The sequence below is a fragment of the Pseudomonas sp. JV245A genome (assembly GCF_032424515.1).
Lineage (GTDB): Bacteria > Pseudomonadota > Gammaproteobacteria > Pseudomonadales > Pseudomonadaceae > Aquipseudomonas > Aquipseudomonas protegens.
Genome location: NZ_VYKE01000007.1, coordinates 1 through 14,948 on the forward strand (window position 1 = coordinate 1; position 14,948 = coordinate 14,948).

At 63.0% G+C, this 14,948-nt stretch carries 15 protein-coding genes; 7 read left to right on the top strand and 8 right to left on the bottom strand.

What is annotated here, in order from left to right:
* The 5 genes from F6S12_RS03460 to F6S12_RS03480 form a co-directional block, all read left to right on the top strand.
* The coding region (locus F6S12_RS03460; RefSeq protein ID WP_315868723.1) for a helix-turn-helix domain-containing protein at positions 1–115 on the top strand (115 nt) is incomplete at its 5' end.
* Positions 105–1,385 (top strand): HAMP domain-containing sensor histidine kinase, encoded by a 1,281-nt coding sequence (locus F6S12_RS03465; RefSeq protein WP_315868710.1) that lies wholly within the window; start codon positions 105–107, stop codon positions 1,383–1,385. The genes F6S12_RS03460 and F6S12_RS03465, both read left to right, overlap by 11 nt.
* 198 nt (positions 1,386–1,583) lie before the next feature.
* Positions 1,584–2,264, top strand: coding sequence for a class I SAM-dependent methyltransferase (locus tag F6S12_RS03470; protein WP_011063088.1), 681 nt, complete (start codon positions 1,584–1,586; stop codon positions 2,262–2,264).
* Between the two features lie 4 nt (positions 2,265–2,268).
* Positions 2,269–2,982 (top strand): lipopolysaccharide kinase InaA family protein, encoded by a 714-nt coding sequence (locus F6S12_RS03475; protein WP_011063087.1) that lies wholly within the window; start codon positions 2,269–2,271, stop codon positions 2,980–2,982.
* A gap of 2 nt (positions 2,983–2,984) precedes the next feature.
* Positions 2,985–3,209, top strand: a complete 225-nt coding sequence (locus F6S12_RS03480) for a hypothetical protein (RefSeq protein WP_041119677.1) — start codon at positions 2,985–2,987, stop codon at positions 3,207–3,209.
* 62 nt (positions 3,210–3,271) lie between these two features.
* On the opposite strand, the gene F6S12_RS03485 is transcribed toward F6S12_RS03480, so the two are convergent.
* The 8 genes from F6S12_RS03485 to F6S12_RS03520 form a co-directional block, all read right to left on the bottom strand.
* A complete protein-coding gene (locus F6S12_RS03485) occupies positions 3,272–4,369 on the bottom strand; it encodes a DUF1513 domain-containing protein (RefSeq protein ID WP_077935046.1) in 1,098 nt (365 codons plus the stop codon).
* 2 nt (positions 4,370–4,371) lie between these two features.
* Positions 4,372–5,436, bottom strand: coding sequence for an imelysin family protein (locus tag F6S12_RS03490; RefSeq protein ID WP_011063084.1), 1,065 nt, complete (start codon positions 5,434–5,436; stop codon positions 4,372–4,374).
* 43 nt (positions 5,437–5,479) lie between these two features.
* Positions 5,480–6,901 (bottom strand): di-heme oxidoredictase family protein, encoded by a 1,422-nt coding sequence (locus tag F6S12_RS03495; protein ID WP_077934691.1) that lies wholly within the window; start codon positions 6,899–6,901, stop codon positions 5,480–5,482.
* Positions 6,902–7,101: 200 nt separating this feature from the next.
* A complete protein-coding gene (locus tag F6S12_RS03500) occupies positions 7,102–8,442 on the bottom strand; it encodes an imelysin family protein (RefSeq protein ID WP_011063082.1) in 1,341 nt (446 codons plus the stop codon).
* A gap of 162 nt (positions 8,443–8,604) precedes the next feature.
* Positions 8,605–10,656, bottom strand: coding sequence for a putative bifunctional diguanylate cyclase/phosphodiesterase (locus F6S12_RS03505; RefSeq protein WP_315868711.1), 2,052 nt, complete (start codon positions 10,654–10,656; stop codon positions 8,605–8,607).
* Between the two features lie 303 nt (positions 10,657–10,959).
* Positions 10,960–11,556: a superoxide dismutase gene (locus tag F6S12_RS03510; protein ID WP_011063080.1), complete on the bottom strand. Its 597-nt coding sequence runs from the start codon at positions 11,554–11,556 to the stop codon at positions 10,960–10,962.
* Positions 11,557–11,732: 176 nt separating this feature from the next.
* On the bottom strand, positions 11,733–12,335 hold the full coding sequence (locus F6S12_RS03515) for a LysE/ArgO family amino acid transporter (protein ID WP_011063079.1): 603 nt from the start codon (positions 12,333–12,335) through the stop codon (positions 11,733–11,735).
* A 2-nt stretch (positions 12,336–12,337) separates the two neighbouring features.
* The gene (locus F6S12_RS03520; RefSeq protein WP_072450826.1) at positions 12,338–12,742 is read right to left on the bottom strand and encodes an ACT domain-containing protein; all 405 of its coding nucleotides are present in this window, start codon (positions 12,740–12,742) and stop codon (positions 12,338–12,340) included.
* Positions 12,743–12,852: 110 nt separating this feature from the next.
* Between F6S12_RS03520 and F6S12_RS03525 the strand changes: the two genes are divergently transcribed.
* On the top strand, positions 12,853–13,800 hold the full coding sequence (locus F6S12_RS03525; protein WP_315868712.1) for a LysR family transcriptional regulator ArgP: 948 nt from the start codon (positions 12,853–12,855) through the stop codon (positions 13,798–13,800).
* A 49-nt stretch (positions 13,801–13,849) separates the two neighbouring features.
* The gene (locus tag F6S12_RS03530; protein WP_011063076.1) at positions 13,850–14,842 is read left to right on the top strand and encodes an NAD-dependent epimerase/dehydratase family protein; all 993 of its coding nucleotides are present in this window, start codon (positions 13,850–13,852) and stop codon (positions 14,840–14,842) included.
* Positions 14,843–14,948: the final 106 nt, after the last annotated feature.

The window sequence follows — 14,948 nt, forward strand, 5'->3', positions numbered from 1 at the left end:
GCGCAGCCACGTTCACCAATTGCGCCAGGTGATCGACAAGCCGTTCGCCAAGCCGCTGCTGCACACCGTGCACGGTGTCGGGTACCGCCTGGCCGAGGGCCGAGATGGAGTTTAAGCAGAGCCTTGCCCAGCGCATCATCATCGCCTTTGCGTTGATGAGCGCACTGGTGGCGGGGGCGTTCGCCATGGGCATCGTGGCGACGGTGCACCTGGTGGAGGAGAAGCTCATCTCCGCAGGCCTGGGCGGTGACCTGCAACGCCTGTTGCTGATGGATAACGTCGGCGACTGGAGCCACCGTCCCGAGCCCGACCAGTTGTTCTACTACAGTGGCGGGCGCGGCGACTTCGAGCTGCCCAAGGATTTGCGCCATCTGGATCCGGGTTTCCACGAGGTGTTCCGCGAGGAGTTGTCCTATCACGCCATGGTCGAGGTGGTGGACGGTCGGCGCTATGTGCTGCTGCAGGACCAGAGCGATTTCGAAGAGCGCGAGCGGGTGCTGTTCGCCGTGGTGCTGGTAGGTTTTGTCCTGAGCCTGGCGCTGGCGGTGTTTCTCGGCTGGGTCCTGGCTCGCCGAGTGATGGCGCCGGTGGTGCGTCTTGCCCGGCAGGTGCGCCACCGGGATCAACTGCTGGGCCTGGCTCCGCCCCTGGCGCCGGACTACGCGGCGGACGAGGTGGGAGAGCTGGCCATTGCCTTCGATGCAACCCTGGGCCGCTTGCGCCAGGCCTTGAGCCGCGAGCGGCTGTTCACCAGCGACGTCAGTCACGAACTGCGCACGCCATTGATGGTTCTGGCCACTTCCTGCGAGCTGCTGCTGGAGAATCCACGGCTGGACCCCCGTGGGCGAGCCCAGGTCGAACGCATCGCTCGCGCTTGCGACGAGATGCGCGAGCTGGTGCAGACTTTCCTGATGCTGGCCCGAGCACAGCGTGAAGATGCCAGCATGTCGCCGCAGCTGAGCCTGAGCCAGGCGGCCAGTGACTTGACCGGTATCTGGCGCGAAGCCATCGAGGCCAAGGGGCTCGAGCTGATCTTCGAGCCCGGAACCCCAGGTGACAATCGCTACAACGCCACCTTCCTGCATGCGGTGATGGGCAACCTGCTGCGCAACGCCTTGCACTACACCGAACAGGGTTTCATCCGCCTGAGCCTGGTGCCCGATGGATTCGTGGTGGAGGACAGCGGCGTGGGCATTCCCGAGGAGAAGCGCGAGGCAATGTTCCAGCCGTTTGTGCGGGGCGATGAAAAGCGTGGGGAAGGCCTGGGGCTGGGGCTGTCCCTGGTGCAGCGGATCTGCGAGAACCAGGGCTGGACTGTCAGCCTCACTACCATGACGCCCAATGGCTGTCGTTTTTTCGTTCAGCTGAACTCGGCCAAGGCCTGATTGTTCTTTCCCGGCCCTGTTTTACGGGGCCGGTCACTTGTCGTTTTTTCCTCTTAAGTGGCCCCAGGCCACTGTCCTCAGCCTGTAAAACCCTGAAATATTTCCTCGTTGGACGGTACGAAGTTTTCACAAAGGGATGACCTGTCGCTGACACGTCGCTGCTTAAGGTGGCGCCATCAGTTGCAGGAGACTTTGATGATGGCTACGCCGATCAAGCTGGAATTTTCCGAAAAATACGATGCCCAACACGCCCAGGAATACCTGCTCAAGCACCAGGATGGTCTGGCGCGGCAGTTGTCCCACAAGCGTGACGAACAATTGGCCCGTACTGCGCTGGCCCTGGCGGGAGAGCCCGGGCTGGTACTGGACCTGCCCTGCGGTGCCGGTCGTTTCTGGCCGCTGCTGGCAGAAAAAACCAATCGAGTGATCATTGGCGCTGACAATTCAGCGGCTATGCTGAGTACCGCCACGGTGGCCCAACCGGCCGACGTGGTAAAACGGGTACGGCCCTTGCAGACCTCTGCGTTTGCCATTGATTTGCCAGACAACGCCGTGGACTGCATTTTCTCCATGCGTTTATTGCACCACATAGGCCAGGCGGAGCACCGCATGGCGCTGCTACGGGAGTTTCAGCGGGTCAGCCGTGACAGCGTGATCATCTCGTTGTGGGTCGATGGTAACTTCAAGGCCTGGAAACGCAAGCGCATGGAGCGCAAGCGCCAGGCTGAAGTTGGGCAGGAGGGTTACCAGAATCGTTTTGTGTTACCGGCGGCCACGGTCGAAGAAGAATTCAGGCAAGCCGGCTTTCGTGTCCAGGAGCACCTGGACTTCTTTCCGCTCTACGCCATGTGGCGGGTCTACGTATTACGCAAGAGGTAAGAGGATGGCTGTTGAATGTGCTTCGGAACTGGATGCCGCGCCCACAGATTGCTTCGAATACTTCTGGAACAAACAAGGTGAATGGGTCGAGGAACCCAATCAGCGTCGAGGCGGCGAGAGCGGCGTCCAACGCATTCAAAGCAGTAGCGGCGGCCTGCTCTATGCCAAGCGGCAGATCGGGCACATTCATCGCAGTTGGTTGCACCCTTTCGGGCGACCGACGGTCCTGCGTGAGCGCGAGGCTCTGCAAGGCCTGCGCCTGCTGGACGTAGAGGTCCCGGAACTGGTGTTCTGCGGGGCCCGGCGTGGCCCGGAGCGACAATGGCAGGCGTTGCTGGTCACCGCAGCGCTGGAGGGCTTCATGGAGGTCGACAACTGGTATGCCGCCGGTGGGCGCGAGCGCCATGGTGAAGCCTTTCATGATCGTTTGTTGCAGGCGGTGGCTGCGACCCTGGCGCGCATGCACAAGGGGCGCTGGCAACATGGTTGCCTGTACGCCAAGCACGTTTTCGTACGGGTGGACGGCGAGGGCGAGCAGGCTCAGGTGCGAGTCGCACTGCTGGATTTCGAGAAATGCCGCCAGCGCTTGAGCAGCCGCCGGGCTGCGGCCCATGACCTCAAGCAACTGCGTCGCCATTCGTCGTGGAATGACGCGGACTGGCAAAAGCTCTACTACTTTTACAAGACGGTGTTTGGCAGCCCCATCAAAGGTTTATAGCGATGAAGCTAGAAATTGCACGAGGTTTGTTCCTGGCAGGAGCCTTGGCAGTCGCTTCTTTGGCCGTAGCTGCCTGGGAGCAGCCGCGCACGCAGGTCCTGAGCGCCCAGGGAGACGCCCATTGCCCGTTGCCGCGGGTGGCCAAAGCCTCTGTGGCGGTCAAGCCCGATCATGATCTGTTGCTGTTCATGTTCGGCATGGCTCAAGGATTGAAACCCCAGAGTTGAAGCTTGTTCAGCCCCTAGAAAAAGGCCTCGCAATGCGAGGCCTTTTGTTTGCCCGGAAATGATCAGATCAGATGCAGGTGGTTGTCCCACAGGCCCGCTGGAAGGTCCAGGGGCTTGGCCACGATCTGCGTCTGGCGGCAGTCGTAGAAGCGGCAGCGACCTTGTCCCGAGGTCACCACGAAGCCATCGGCTACCGCTCCGACACCGGCGCAATCGGGCAGCGGGGCGTCGACCCGCACGGCACCGCTGTCCAGGTCCCAGATAAAGAAGCGGTTGCCCCGGGGAGCGGTCAGGGCCACCAGCCGCAGGTCGCTGTGCACTGCCACGCTGGCGGTGTAGTGCCCCATGGCCTGCAATTGTTCCTGGGCTACCGGGAAGGGGGCGAAAGGCTGGCCGGGACGCTTGATCGCCAACAGTTCCGAGGATTCGTGGGCGGCGCCCATGAACTGCTGGCCGGTGACTATGGTGCCGTCGCCGGCAATGCCCATGTGGCGCACGCTGTTCATCTGCTGGGCCAGGGTTTCCTTGCTCAGCAGCGTGCCATCGCGCTGCATCAGGACCAGGCTCGGTTCCATGGCGTCGAGGTTCATCTCCACCCGGCTTTCGGCTTCGGTACGGATACCGCCGTTGGCCACCACCAGGGTTTCCCCGTCGGGCATCCATGACACCTGGTGGGGGCCGATGCCATGGGTGGACAGCTCGCCGTTGTGCACCAGGCGCTCACCCTCGAAGCGGTAGACACCCAGCAGGCCCCGGCCCGGGTCCCGGGTATCGTTCTCGGTGGCGTACAGCCATTCGCCGCTCTTGTGGATCACCGCATGTCCGTAGAAATGCCGGTCCGGTTGCGCGGTCAGGGTCTGCAGGAGCGCGCCGTTGCGCAGGTCGATCAGGTAGCTTTCGGTGCCCGGGCGCCGCGCCACGAACAGGGCGATGGGCAGTTGCGGGTGGTTGATGATGTCATGGCAACGTTGGCCGACCTGGGTGGCAAACACCTGTTTACCGTCCAGTTGATAACCGACGGCGTAATGCTTGCCGTCACCATCGTCCCTGGCCGAAAGCAGCAGGGGCTGCTTGCCCTTTTGCTTGAACAGCGTCCAGCCGCCCAAGGTCACCGCACTGAGCAGCAGGCTGCCCAGCGCCAAAGCCTGACGTCGCAGCATCATCAGTCACCGTCGTTGGCGTTGAAGCCCAGTTGGATCCCCAGCGCCTTGGCCAATTCGCCTTCATGCAGGCGGTGGACCACGTTGAGGCTGTCATACAGGTCGTTGAGTTGCTGGCGGCCAGCGTCGTCGCTGAGCATTTCGGTCAGCGAGCGCTGGGTGCTGGCGAAGAGTTTCAGCGAGGCGGCGTAGGCGGCGTCGATCTTGTCGGCCAGAGGCTTCTGATCGGCAGGCAACAGGCCGCGCAAGCCCTTGTTGTCGACCCCGGCCCAGACTGTCTGGGCAGCGCTGAGGCTGGCTTCCAGGCCCTGCAGGGACGACTGACTGCGCCAGGCATCGGCCTGGAACGGCTGCGGGATGCCCTTGGTCTGGCGGCCCATCGGCGTGCCGAGCTTCTTCTTCAGGGTATCCAGAGCCGTGACCTGGACCCGCAGCAGGTCGGCGATGGCCTCGTGGGAATCGGCGTACCGCTGGTTGGGGAACTTGCTCATCTGCGCGAGCATGCCGTCGTTGGTGTTCCAGCTCGACAGGATTTCTTCGGCCAGTTGTTTCTGGCGCTCACCAATGGCAGTCAGCAGCGGGCAGTAGCGGGCTTTCTGCGCGCTGTCTGCCATGTCGATCTTGCTGTCGAAGAGGATGTATTCGTAGGCCGACAGCCCCTGCACCACGACGCTGGACTTGGCCAGGGCGGCGGCATCGATCTGCGGGTTGGCGGTGACCAGTTGCTCCACCTGACGGCCCACCAGGTTCTTCTTGTCCGGCCAGAACTGGACCTGCCAGGAGCGGTTGCCCTCGGCCAGTGGGCCGATCAGCAACGGCTGGAGCTCGGCCCAGGCTTTTTGCGCATGGAGGAAGTCGGCCCGGGCGGTGTCCAGGCTTTCCTTGCCTTCACAGAAGGCCAGGGCACTGATGGCCAACTGGCGGTCGGCGTCGACCCAGCGACTGTAGGTCGGCAGGATGACCTGCTTGGCGATGGCCGCCGAGGTCACGGCTTGTGGGTCCTGGGGCGAGCAGGCGCCCAGGGCGAGTGCGGCAAGGCTGGTGAACAGCAGTTTGGGGCGGAACATGTTCGGGCTCCCTTTATTGTGGAGAAAACGTGTGAGTCGAGCGTTATAGAGAATTCAGGAATGCCAGCAACGCGGCGCGCTGCTGGGCATTGAAGGTCAAGACCTGTTGTTTCGCGCCTTCGGCTTCGCCGCCGTGCCAGAGCACCGCCTCCATCAGGTTGCGGGCGCGGCCGTCATGCAGGAACTGGGTGTGGCCGCTGACGGTTTTGGTAAGGCCGATGCCCCATAGCGGCGCGGTGCGCCAGTCGCGGCCACTGGCCTTGAACTCTGTGCGGTGGTCCGCCAGGCCTTCGCCCATGTCATGCAGCAGCAGGTCGCTGTAGGGGCGTATCACCTGGTTGGCCAGCTCGGGTTCGGCGGCGTTGGCCGCGGTGGTGAAACTTGGGGTATGGCAGGATTGGCAGCCGGCCTGGAAGAACAGGTTCTTGCCGGCCAGGACCTGGGACGAGTCGACATCGCGACGTGCCGGCACCGCCAAGTTGCGGGTATAGAACAGCACCAGGCGCAGGATGTTGTCGCTGACCTCCGGCTCGCCATCCGGGCCGTTGCCATTGGGGGCCTGCTTGCAGGCGGTTTGCGCGTCGGTGCAGTCATCGAAGGGTCTCAGGCGGGTGGTCAGGCCCATATCACCAGAAAACGCGTGAACATTTTGTTGATTGAGGTTGGGTTGCCCGGCTTTCCAGCCAAAACGCCCGAGTACGGTCTTTTGCAGGGCGTCATCCCAGACCCAGTTGGGCCGGCCGGCGATGGCATTTTTATTCGCCGGCCTGGCATTGGCCAGGATCGCCTCTTCGGGAATGGCTTCCAGCAGCCCCAGGCCGATCATCGGTGGCGCCACCCGGGCGGAAAAACGCGTGTCCGGGTGCATAGGCCCGTAGCCCAGGTCGGTGATCTGCAGCTTGGGTTTGCGCAGCTCCACTTGGGTGCCGTCCTGGAAGCGTACCGGCAGGGGATCGTAGTCCACCCGTACCCGGCCTTCCGGAGCGACCCCGGGAATGGCCATGTCCTGCAGCTGGCCGCCGTACACCGGCTCCGGAACGATGCCTGCCTGTTCGATGAGCCTGGCAAAGGCCGGATCGTCGGGGATCGACAGGCGCACCAGCATTGACACCGCGTTCAGCGCATCCGGCGCCGGGGGATGGCCGCGCCCGTCCTTGACGTGGCAGTTCTGGCAGGCGTTGGTGTTGAACAACGGGCCGAGGCCGTCGCGGGCGGTGGTGGTGGAGGGGGCGATGACCCAGGGGCTGCGGAAGAAACTGTTGCCGACGCTGAAGTCCAGGCGCCGGGTGGGTGGCAGGTTGGCCGACGGCAGGGAGAAGGCATTGCGATCGCTCTTGTTGACCGTGGTCGCGCCGCCTGCCCGGGCTTCTCCAGGTTCGGCCTGGGTAAAGCGCGGCGCGTCATCGCAGGCACTCAGGCTCAGGGCCATGAACAGAGCGGACCAGCGAAGCGGCAACGAGGGCATCGGACATCCTGCAAGACGAGCAAAACAAGGGCGCAAAGTCTAACAGGGCGGCCTGGATTGAATAAGAGGAATTATCGTTTGGTTTGACCCAGGACAAGCTGGACGGGGCGCAGGCAACGATGTTGCAGGTTGTGCAAACGGCTGCGGCGGGCACAAAAAAGGCGACCCGAGGGTCGCCTTTCTGCCTGGCGCAATGCTGATCAGAATTCGTGATCGGCGTTGTCCGGGTTCAGGTCGCTGATGCCCAGCTTGCCGGCGGCCTGCTCGATCGAGCCGGTCTGCTTGACCAGGGCGGCGATGGCGTCACGCACGATCTGGTTGCCGGACTCGTTGCCCGCCGCAATCAGCTGGTCGTAGTGCTCGCCCTTGTTGGCGTGGTCGACCATGACCTGGATCTTGGCTTCGGTGGCCGCCAGGTCGGCTTTCAGGGCCGCGTCGGCGGCCGGGTCGGCCTTGGCCACCAGGGACGACAGGCTGGCGCCGCTCATCTTGGTGCCGTCGGTACGGGTGTACTCGCCCAGGTAGACGTTGCGGATGCCCTTGGCGTCGTAGAAGTGCGAGTTGTGGGTGTTGTCGCTGAAGCAGTCCTGCTCGTCTTCAGGGGAGTTGGCTTCCAGGGAAACCTTCATCCGCTCGCCAGCCAGTTCACCCAGGGACAGGCTGCCCATGCCGAACAGCATCTTGCGCAGGCCGGTCTCGGCCGGCTCGGCTTCCAGGGTGGCGCGGTAGTTGTCGGCCACGTCCGGCTTCCAGTTGCCGACCATTTCTTCCAGGTCGTTGACCAGCAGTTGGGTCACGGCCTTCAGGTAGGCACGACGACGGTCGTTGTGGCCGCCGGTGGCGCCGGCACCTTCCAGGTAGTCCGAAGCAGGGCGGGCGCCGGCGCCAGGGCCGGTACCGTTGAGGTCCTGGCCCCAGAGCAGGAATTCGATGGCGTGGTAGCCGGTGGCGACGTTGGCCTCGGCACCGCCCAGCTCGTTCAGGCTGGCGAGTTTTTCCGGGGTGATGTCTTTTACGTCGACCTTGTCTTCGCCGACCTGGATCTCGGTGTTGGCGATGATGTTGGCGGTGGCACCCGGGTTGCCCAGTGCGTGCTCGTAGCTCTTGTCGACGTAGTCGATCAGGCCTTCGTCCAGGGGCCAGGCGTTCACCTGACCTTCCCAGTCATCGATGATGGTGTTGCCGAAGCGGAACACTTCGCTCTGCAGGTAAGGCACGCGAGCGGCGACCCAGGCAGCCTTGGCGGCTTTCAGGGTGTCGTCGTTGGGCTTGGCGAGGAAGGCATCGATGGCGGTCTGCAGGGTTTTCGCGGTGGATTCGGAGTCGCTGTATACGGCGAAGACCATGTCGGCGTAATGCGCGACCACGGCCTTGGCAGCCGCTTCGTCGACCTTGCCGGCTGCATCGGCCGCTGGGGTGGCAGTGCTGGTGGCCGGGGTCGGCGCTTGGGCGGCAGCCTTGTCGTCTTTGCCTTCGCCGCAGCCGGCGAGGGAAATTGCGATGGCCAACAGACTGGCGGTAGCCAGAGGCATACGAATCATGGCGAACATCCTGCTTCGAGAGGGGAGTGGACGGCGCGGGGGCGCGCAAAAGCTGCGACATAATGCGAAAGATTTGCATTATGTGTAAAGGGTTGTGCCTGGAAATATTTCTTATTCAACAGGGGATTGCGCTGGGTCAGGTTCGCCAGCGCCGTGCCTGGCTCAGAGGATTGCCGCATTGCTGCGCTGGGCCTGTTTCAGGTAGGCCCCCAGCTCCCGGGCGGGCAGGGGTTTGCTGTAGTGGTAGCCCTGACCTTCGTGGCAGCCTTCGGAGATGATGTAGGCCTCCTGCTCGGCAGTTTCCACGCCCTCGGCGATCACCTGCATGCCCAGGCTCTTACCCAGCTGGATGATCGCGCGCACGATGGTGGCATCGTCGTCGTCGTCCAGCAGGTCCTGGACGAAGCTCTTGTCGATCTTGATCTTGTCCAGGGGCAGGCTCTTGAGGTAGCTCAGGGACGAATAGCCAGTGCCGAAGTCGTCGATGGCAATCAGGGCGCCGGAGCGACGCAGGCTCAGCAGGTGCTGGGCGGCGGTGCTGATGTCTTCCATCAGGCCGGTTTCGGTGACTTCCAGCTCCAGGCTGCGGGGCGGCAGGCGGTAGATCTGCAACAGATTGTTGACCACCCGTGGCAACTCGGCGTGGTGCAGTTGCACGGTGGACAGGTTGACCGCCATGCGCAGGTCGCTGAAGCCCATGTCGTGCCATTCCCGCAGCTGGCGACAGGCCTGGTCCAGCACCCATTCGCCGATGGCGATGATGGTGCCGTTCTGTTCCGCCAGGGGGATGAACAGGTCTGGCGGCACCAGGCCATGCTCGGGGTGCTGCCAGCGGATCAGCGCTTCGACGCCCACCACACGGTGGTCGCGATAGCTGATCTGCGGTTGGTAGACGAGGAAGAACTGATCCCGGGCCAGGGCCTCGCGCAGGTCTTTTTCCAGCTCGCGGCGGCGACGCATCTCGCTGTCGACGCTGGCGATATAGAACTGATACCGATTGCGTGACCGGGTCTTGGCCAGGGTCATGGTCTGTTCGGCTTTTTGCAGGAGCTTTTCCGTGCTGTCGCCGTCTTCCGGGAACAGGGTGATACCGATGGTGGCACGCAGGCGGATTTCCTGGTGATCCAGGGCGAAGGTGGCCTCCAGGTCATCGAGGATGCTCTGGGCCAGTTCCGCAGCTTCGTAAGGCTGTTCGATATCGGCCTGGACCAGGGCGAACTGATCGCCCCCCAGGCGCGCCAGGGCGCCAAGCCGGCCGCTGTGGCCGCGCAGGCGGTCGGCCAGGGCCAGCAACAGTTGGTCGCCGGTCTGGTAGCTGAACTGTTCGTTGATGCCCTTGAAATCATCCAGGCCGACACAGAGCACCGCCACCCGGCGTTGCAGGCGCCCGGCGTCCACCAGGATCTTGTCCAGTTGCTGTTGCAACTGCTGGCGGTTTGGCAAGCCGGTGAGGAAGTCGTACTGGGCCATGCGCAACAGGCTGTTTTCCGCCTCGTGACGCAAGTGGGTGTTGCGCTCGATGGAGGCCAGCAACTGGTTGGCGGTATTGATCCAGATCCCCAGCTCGTTCTTCTCGTGGCCCTTGAGCAGGGGCAACTGGTGTTCGCTGGGGCGGTCGGGGTTGATGGTGGTCAGGTGCTCGATGATTAGCGACAGCGGCTTGGTCAGCAGCCAGTGATAGACCAGGTACAGCACCAGGCCCATGGCCAGGGCCCGCAGGACTCCGGAAATGAAGATGATCACCGAACTGACGATGAAGCCCTGGCCATAAGTGGCGGTGTCGAGGGTGATGCTCAGGTCGCCGTAATATTCGCTGTAGGGGCCACGGCCCACCAATTGCGTAGTGAAGGTGCGTTCCTGACCGAGGATCAGGTCGGTCAGCCAGCGGCTGGAGGATTTCTGCAGGTCGCGGGATTTCTCCGCGAGCATGGTCTCGTTCGGGTGGCCAATGGAGGCCATGCGCACAGCGTCATCCTGGAACAGGCCTTCAATGACTTGCATGCCCATTTCCCGGTCCAGGCTGTAGACCGCCTGTGTCGATGGGTCGCGAAACATGTCGAGAATGCGCTGGGCATCGCTAGCTACCGCCTGCCGAGTCTTGTAGGCATCGAAGACGATCTGGGCGCAGCTCAGGACCACGCCCACTATGAGTGCCGACAGCAGCACAACCCGGAGCAACTTCACCGACAAGCTGTTTTTGAGTTCCAGCTTCAAAGGGCTATTCCTTGTTCCGTGCGTGTAGCGTCAAGTTGCCATGAGTATTGGCAATCCCGTGATGGCCGTCAAAGTGACATTAGTGCCGAGAACAGGATGTCTGCGGGCCAGGCCCGGGTGATCAGAATCAGGATTGCTCGTGCTGTGGATAGTGTGTCGGTAGCGACGCCTTGCAACTTGAGGGGTGGCGTTGTTTTTTACCTGCCATGAATCTTAGCGCTTCAGGTGGGCGGGACAAGATCCCGGCTTTGCCACAGGCAAAAAAAACCCGGCCAGGCCGGGTTTTTTACACTGCAAACGGACTTAAGCGACGAAGTTCTTGCCTTCGAACTGCTCAGCCACGAATTTCCAGTTGACCAGGTTCCAGAACGCTTCGACGTATTTTGGACGAACGTTGCGGTAGTCGATGTAGTAGGCGTGTTCCCAGACGTCGCAGGTCAGCAGCGGGGTGTCGCCGCTGGTCAGCGGGTTGCCGGCGCCGATGGTGCTGGCCAGGGCCAGGGAACCGTCAGCCTTTTTCACCAGCCAGCCCCAGCCGGAACCGAAGGTGCCAACCGAAGTCTTGGTGAATTCTTCTTTGAACTTGTCGAACGAACCGAACGCAGCGTTGATGGCTTCAGCCAGGGCGCCGGTAGGTTGGCCGCCGGCGTTTGGCGCCAGGCAGTTCCAGTAGAAAGTGTGGTTCCAGACCTGGGCTGCGTTGTTGAAGATGCCGCCCGAAGAGGTTTTGACGATCTCTTCCAGAGTCTTGCCTTCGAACTCGGTGCCTGGCACCAGGTTGTTCAGGTTCACGACGTAGGTGTTGTGGTGCTTGTCGTGGTGGTATTCCAGGGTTTCCTTGGAAATGTGCGGCTGCAGAGCGTCGTGTGCATAGGGCAGCGGCGGCAATTCGAAAGCCATGATGATTCTCCTAATCAGGTCAGTTGCGGTGAGCGCAAGGCCGATCACGGGCGGCCAGACAAGCGCCGGGGAGTTTGTACTCTTTGCGGCGCAGGGTTCGGATCATAGCACCGGGGGTGCGGCTTAACCACGCAACAACTGTGTGGGATAGAGGTTCCAGAGCCTTTTGGAATAAGTCACGCGGCGCTGATCAACTGCAGGGCGACGCTGAACATCATCACCGCCACCAGCAGGTCGAGTATCCTCCAGGTGCTCGGGCGCGCCAGCCACGGAGCCAGCCAGGCGGCGCCTAGCGCCAGGGTGAAGAACCACAGCAGCGAAGCGCTCGCGGCCCCCACCACATAGGCGCCCGGTTCGGTCTGCTGGGCCCCCAGCGAGCCGATCAGCAGCACCGTGTCCAGGTACACGTGGGGGTTGAGCAGGGTCACCGCCAGGGCGCTGAGCATCACCGCCCGCAGCGAACGCACGGTCTGTCCTTCGCCCTGCTGCAGGCTCTGTTTCGAGCAGGCCCGGCGCAATGCCTGGGCGCCATACCAGATCAGGAATGCCGCGCCGCCCCAGCGTGCCACCGCCAGCAGCATCGGGCTCTGGGTGAGCACGGTGGCCAGGCCGAACACGCCGGCCGCCACCAGTAGCGCATCACAGGTGACGCACAGTGCCGCCACCGGCAGGTGGTGCTCGCGGCGCAGGCTCTGGGCCAGGACGAAAGCGTTCTGAGTACCGATGGCCATGATCAGGCCGAAGGCCACCAACAGACCATTCACATAGCTTTGCCACATGGCTATTGCTCCTCGCCGGCGGCCAGTTGTTGCAATACCTGCATGGCCCGCCCGGCATCCGCCTGGCCGACAAACAGGTGGTCGTGGTAGTAGCCGGCGATCACGTTGCAACTGATCCCGGCCTTGCCCAGGGCCCCGGCGAAGGCAGCGGTCAGGCCCACGGCTTCGAGCGCCGAATGCACGTTGAGGGTGATCCAGGCGGCTACATAGTCGAAGCCCAGGCCCAGGCGCTCGGCCTGCTGGCGCGGGAGAATCACGGTCAGGCCTTCGCGCTCGCGAAAACTGCCCAGCACTTCGCAGTCCTGCAGCAGGCTGCGGTCGGAGAGGGAGCAGAACACGTACTCGCCGTCATTGAGCTGCGGGCTCATGCTGCGCAGCAGGGTTGCGAGGGAGGTTTCACCGGCCATGAACGGAATCCTTGAACGAAGAGGCATTGCTGAGGCTTTACGCTGGCTATTTTCCCGGCCCAGGTTGTATAAGAAAAACCAATATTGCTGATCTCTCATTAGGAAAACTGATGTTCGACTACAAGTTGCTCTCGGCCTTGGCCGCAGTGATCGAGCAGGCAGGGTTCGAGCGGGCGGCCCAGGTGCTGGGTTTGTCACAGTCGGCGATTTCCCAGCGGATCAAACTGCTGGAGGCCCGGGTCGGCCAGCCAGTGCTGGTGCGGGTGACGCCGCCGGCGCCGACGGAAATCGGCCGGCGCCTGCTCAACCATGTGCAGCAGGTGCGCCTGCTGGAGCGCGACCTGCAAAGCCTGGTGCCGGCGCTGGACGAGGAGGGCCTGCCGGAGCGCTTGCGCATCGCCCTCAACGCCGACAGCCTGGCCACCTGGTGGGCTGGCGCAGTGGGCGATTTTTGCGCCGAGCACCATCTGCTCCTGGACCTGGTGGTGGAAGACCAGACCGTCGGCCTCAAGCGCATGCGCGCCGGGGAAGTGGCGGCCTGCGTCTGTGCCAGCGAGCGCCCGGTGGCCGGGGCCCGCAGCCTGCTGCTGGGGGCCATGCGCTACCGGGCCATGGCCAGCCCGGAATTCATCGCCCGGCATTTTCCCCAGGGCGTGCGTGCCGAGCAGTTGCCGCGCACACCGGCGCTGGTGTTTGGCCCCGACGATTTCCTGCAGCATCGCTACCTGGCTTCCCTGGGCGTGGACGGTGCTTTCGAGCATCATCTGTGCCCGTCTTCCGAGGGCTTCATTCGCCTGACCGAGGCCGGCCTGGGCTGGGGGCTGGTGCCCGAGTTGCAGGTCCGCGAGCAGCTCGAGCGGGGCCTGCTGTTGGAACTGTTGCCGGATAAACCCATCGATGTGCCGCTGTACTGGCATCATTGGCGCAACGGCGGCCAATTGCTGGGGCTGCTCACCGAGCACCTGGCACGTTTGTCGGCACAATGGCTGGTGCCCTGGGAGCAGCCGTCAGCGTCAAGCGACAAGCTGCAAGTAGACAGCTTGCGCACTGATTTTTAACTTGCAGCTTGTAGCTCGTAGCTCGTCACTGCTTTCTTAGGAATATTTCATGAAGATTCTGGTTACCGGCGCAAGCGGCTTCATCGGCGGGCGCTTCGCCCGCTTTGCCCTTGAGCAGGGCCTGGAGGTGCGGGTCAATGGCCGTCGCGCCGAAGCCGTGGAGCATCTGGTGCGCCGTGGCGCTGAGTTCGTCCAGGGTGACCTGAGCGATGCCGATCTGGTGCGCGAGCTGTGCCGCGACGTCGACAGCGTGGTGCATTGCGCCGGTGCCGTGGGCTTGTGGGGGCGCTACCAGGACTTCCACCAGGGCAATGTGCTGGTCACCGAGAACGTGGTCGAAGCCTGCCTCAAGCAGCGGGTGCAGCGGCTGGTGCACCTGTCTTCGCCCTCGATCTACTTCGACGGCCGGGATCACCTGGGGTTGACCGAGGAACAAGTGCCCAAGCGCTTCCGGCATCCTTATGCGGCCACCAAGTACCTGGCCGAGCAAAAGGTCTTCGGCGCCCAGGAGTTCGGCCTTGAAGTGCTTGCCCTGCGCCCGCGCTTCGTCACCGGCGCCGGCGACATGAGCATCTTCCCGCGGCTGTTGAAGATGCAGCGCAAGGGCCGCCTGGCCATTGTCGGCAACGGCCTGAACAAGGTCGATTTCACCAGTGTGCACAACCTCAACGAGGCGTTGTTCAGCAGCCTGCACGCCAGCGGCTCGGCCTTGGGCAAGGCCTACAACATCAGCAACGGCACACCGGTGCCTTTGTGGGATGTGGTCAATTATGTGATGCGCCAGATGCAGGTGCCGCAAGTCACCCGTTATCGCTCCTTCGGCCTGGCCTATGGCGTGGCGGCGCTCAACGAAGGTTTCTGCAAGCTCTGGCCGGGGCGACCGGAGCCAACTCTGTCGCGCCTGGGAATGCAGGTCATGAACAAGAATTTCACCCTGGATATCAGCCGTGCCCGGCATTATCTCGGCTATGAGCCCAAGGTCAGCCTGTGGGCGGCCCTGGATGAGTTCTGCGCCTGGTGGAAAGCCCAGGACATAAGCTGAAACCAAAGACTGAACCGAGTTTGCCCGGCCCGGTCCATTGGCCGGGCGGATTAGCGGTTTATACTCGCCGCACTCAGCCACCACCGCGTTTCACAAAGGTTGCCCC

What these genes read in the sequence shown, in the direction of transcription:
- F6S12_RS03465 (WP_315868710.1), top strand. Translation starts at nt 105, where the DNA reads ATGGAGTTTAAGCAGAGCCTTGCCCAGCGCATCATCATCGCCTTTGCG.
- F6S12_RS03470 (WP_011063088.1), top strand. Translation starts at nt 1,584, where the DNA reads ATGGCTACGCCGATCAAGCTGGAATTTTCCGAAAAATACGATGCCCAA.
- F6S12_RS03475 (WP_011063087.1), top strand. Translation starts at nt 2,269, where the DNA reads ATGGCTGTTGAATGTGCTTCGGAACTGGATGCCGCGCCCACAGATTGC.
- F6S12_RS03480 (WP_041119677.1), top strand. Translation starts at nt 2,985, where the DNA reads ATGAAGCTAGAAATTGCACGAGGTTTGTTCCTGGCAGGAGCCTTGGCA.
- F6S12_RS03485 (WP_077935046.1), bottom strand. Translation starts at nt 4,369, where the DNA reads ATGCTGCGACGTCAGGCTTTGGCGCTGGGCAGCCTGCTGCTCAGTGCG.
- F6S12_RS03490 (WP_011063084.1), bottom strand. Translation starts at nt 5,436, where the DNA reads ATGTTCCGCCCCAAACTGCTGTTCACCAGCCTTGCCGCACTCGCCCTG.
- F6S12_RS03495 (WP_077934691.1), bottom strand. Translation starts at nt 6,901, where the DNA reads ATGCCCTCGTTGCCGCTTCGCTGGTCCGCTCTGTTCATGGCCCTGAGC.
- F6S12_RS03500 (WP_011063082.1), bottom strand. Translation starts at nt 8,442, where the DNA reads ATGATTCGTATGCCTCTGGCTACCGCCAGTCTGTTGGCCATCGCAATT.
- F6S12_RS03510 (WP_011063080.1), bottom strand. Translation starts at nt 11,556, where the DNA reads ATGGCTTTCGAATTGCCGCCGCTGCCCTATGCACACGACGCTCTGCAG.
- F6S12_RS03515 (WP_011063079.1), bottom strand. Translation starts at nt 12,335, where the DNA reads ATGTGGCAAAGCTATGTGAATGGTCTGTTGGTGGCCTTCGGCCTGATC.
- F6S12_RS03520 (WP_072450826.1), bottom strand. Translation starts at nt 12,742, where the DNA reads ATGGCCGGTGAAACCTCCCTCGCAACCCTGCTGCGCAGCATGAGCCCG.
- F6S12_RS03525 (WP_315868712.1), top strand. Translation starts at nt 12,853, where the DNA reads ATGTTCGACTACAAGTTGCTCTCGGCCTTGGCCGCAGTGATCGAGCAG.
- F6S12_RS03530 (WP_011063076.1), top strand. Translation starts at nt 13,850, where the DNA reads ATGAAGATTCTGGTTACCGGCGCAAGCGGCTTCATCGGCGGGCGCTTC.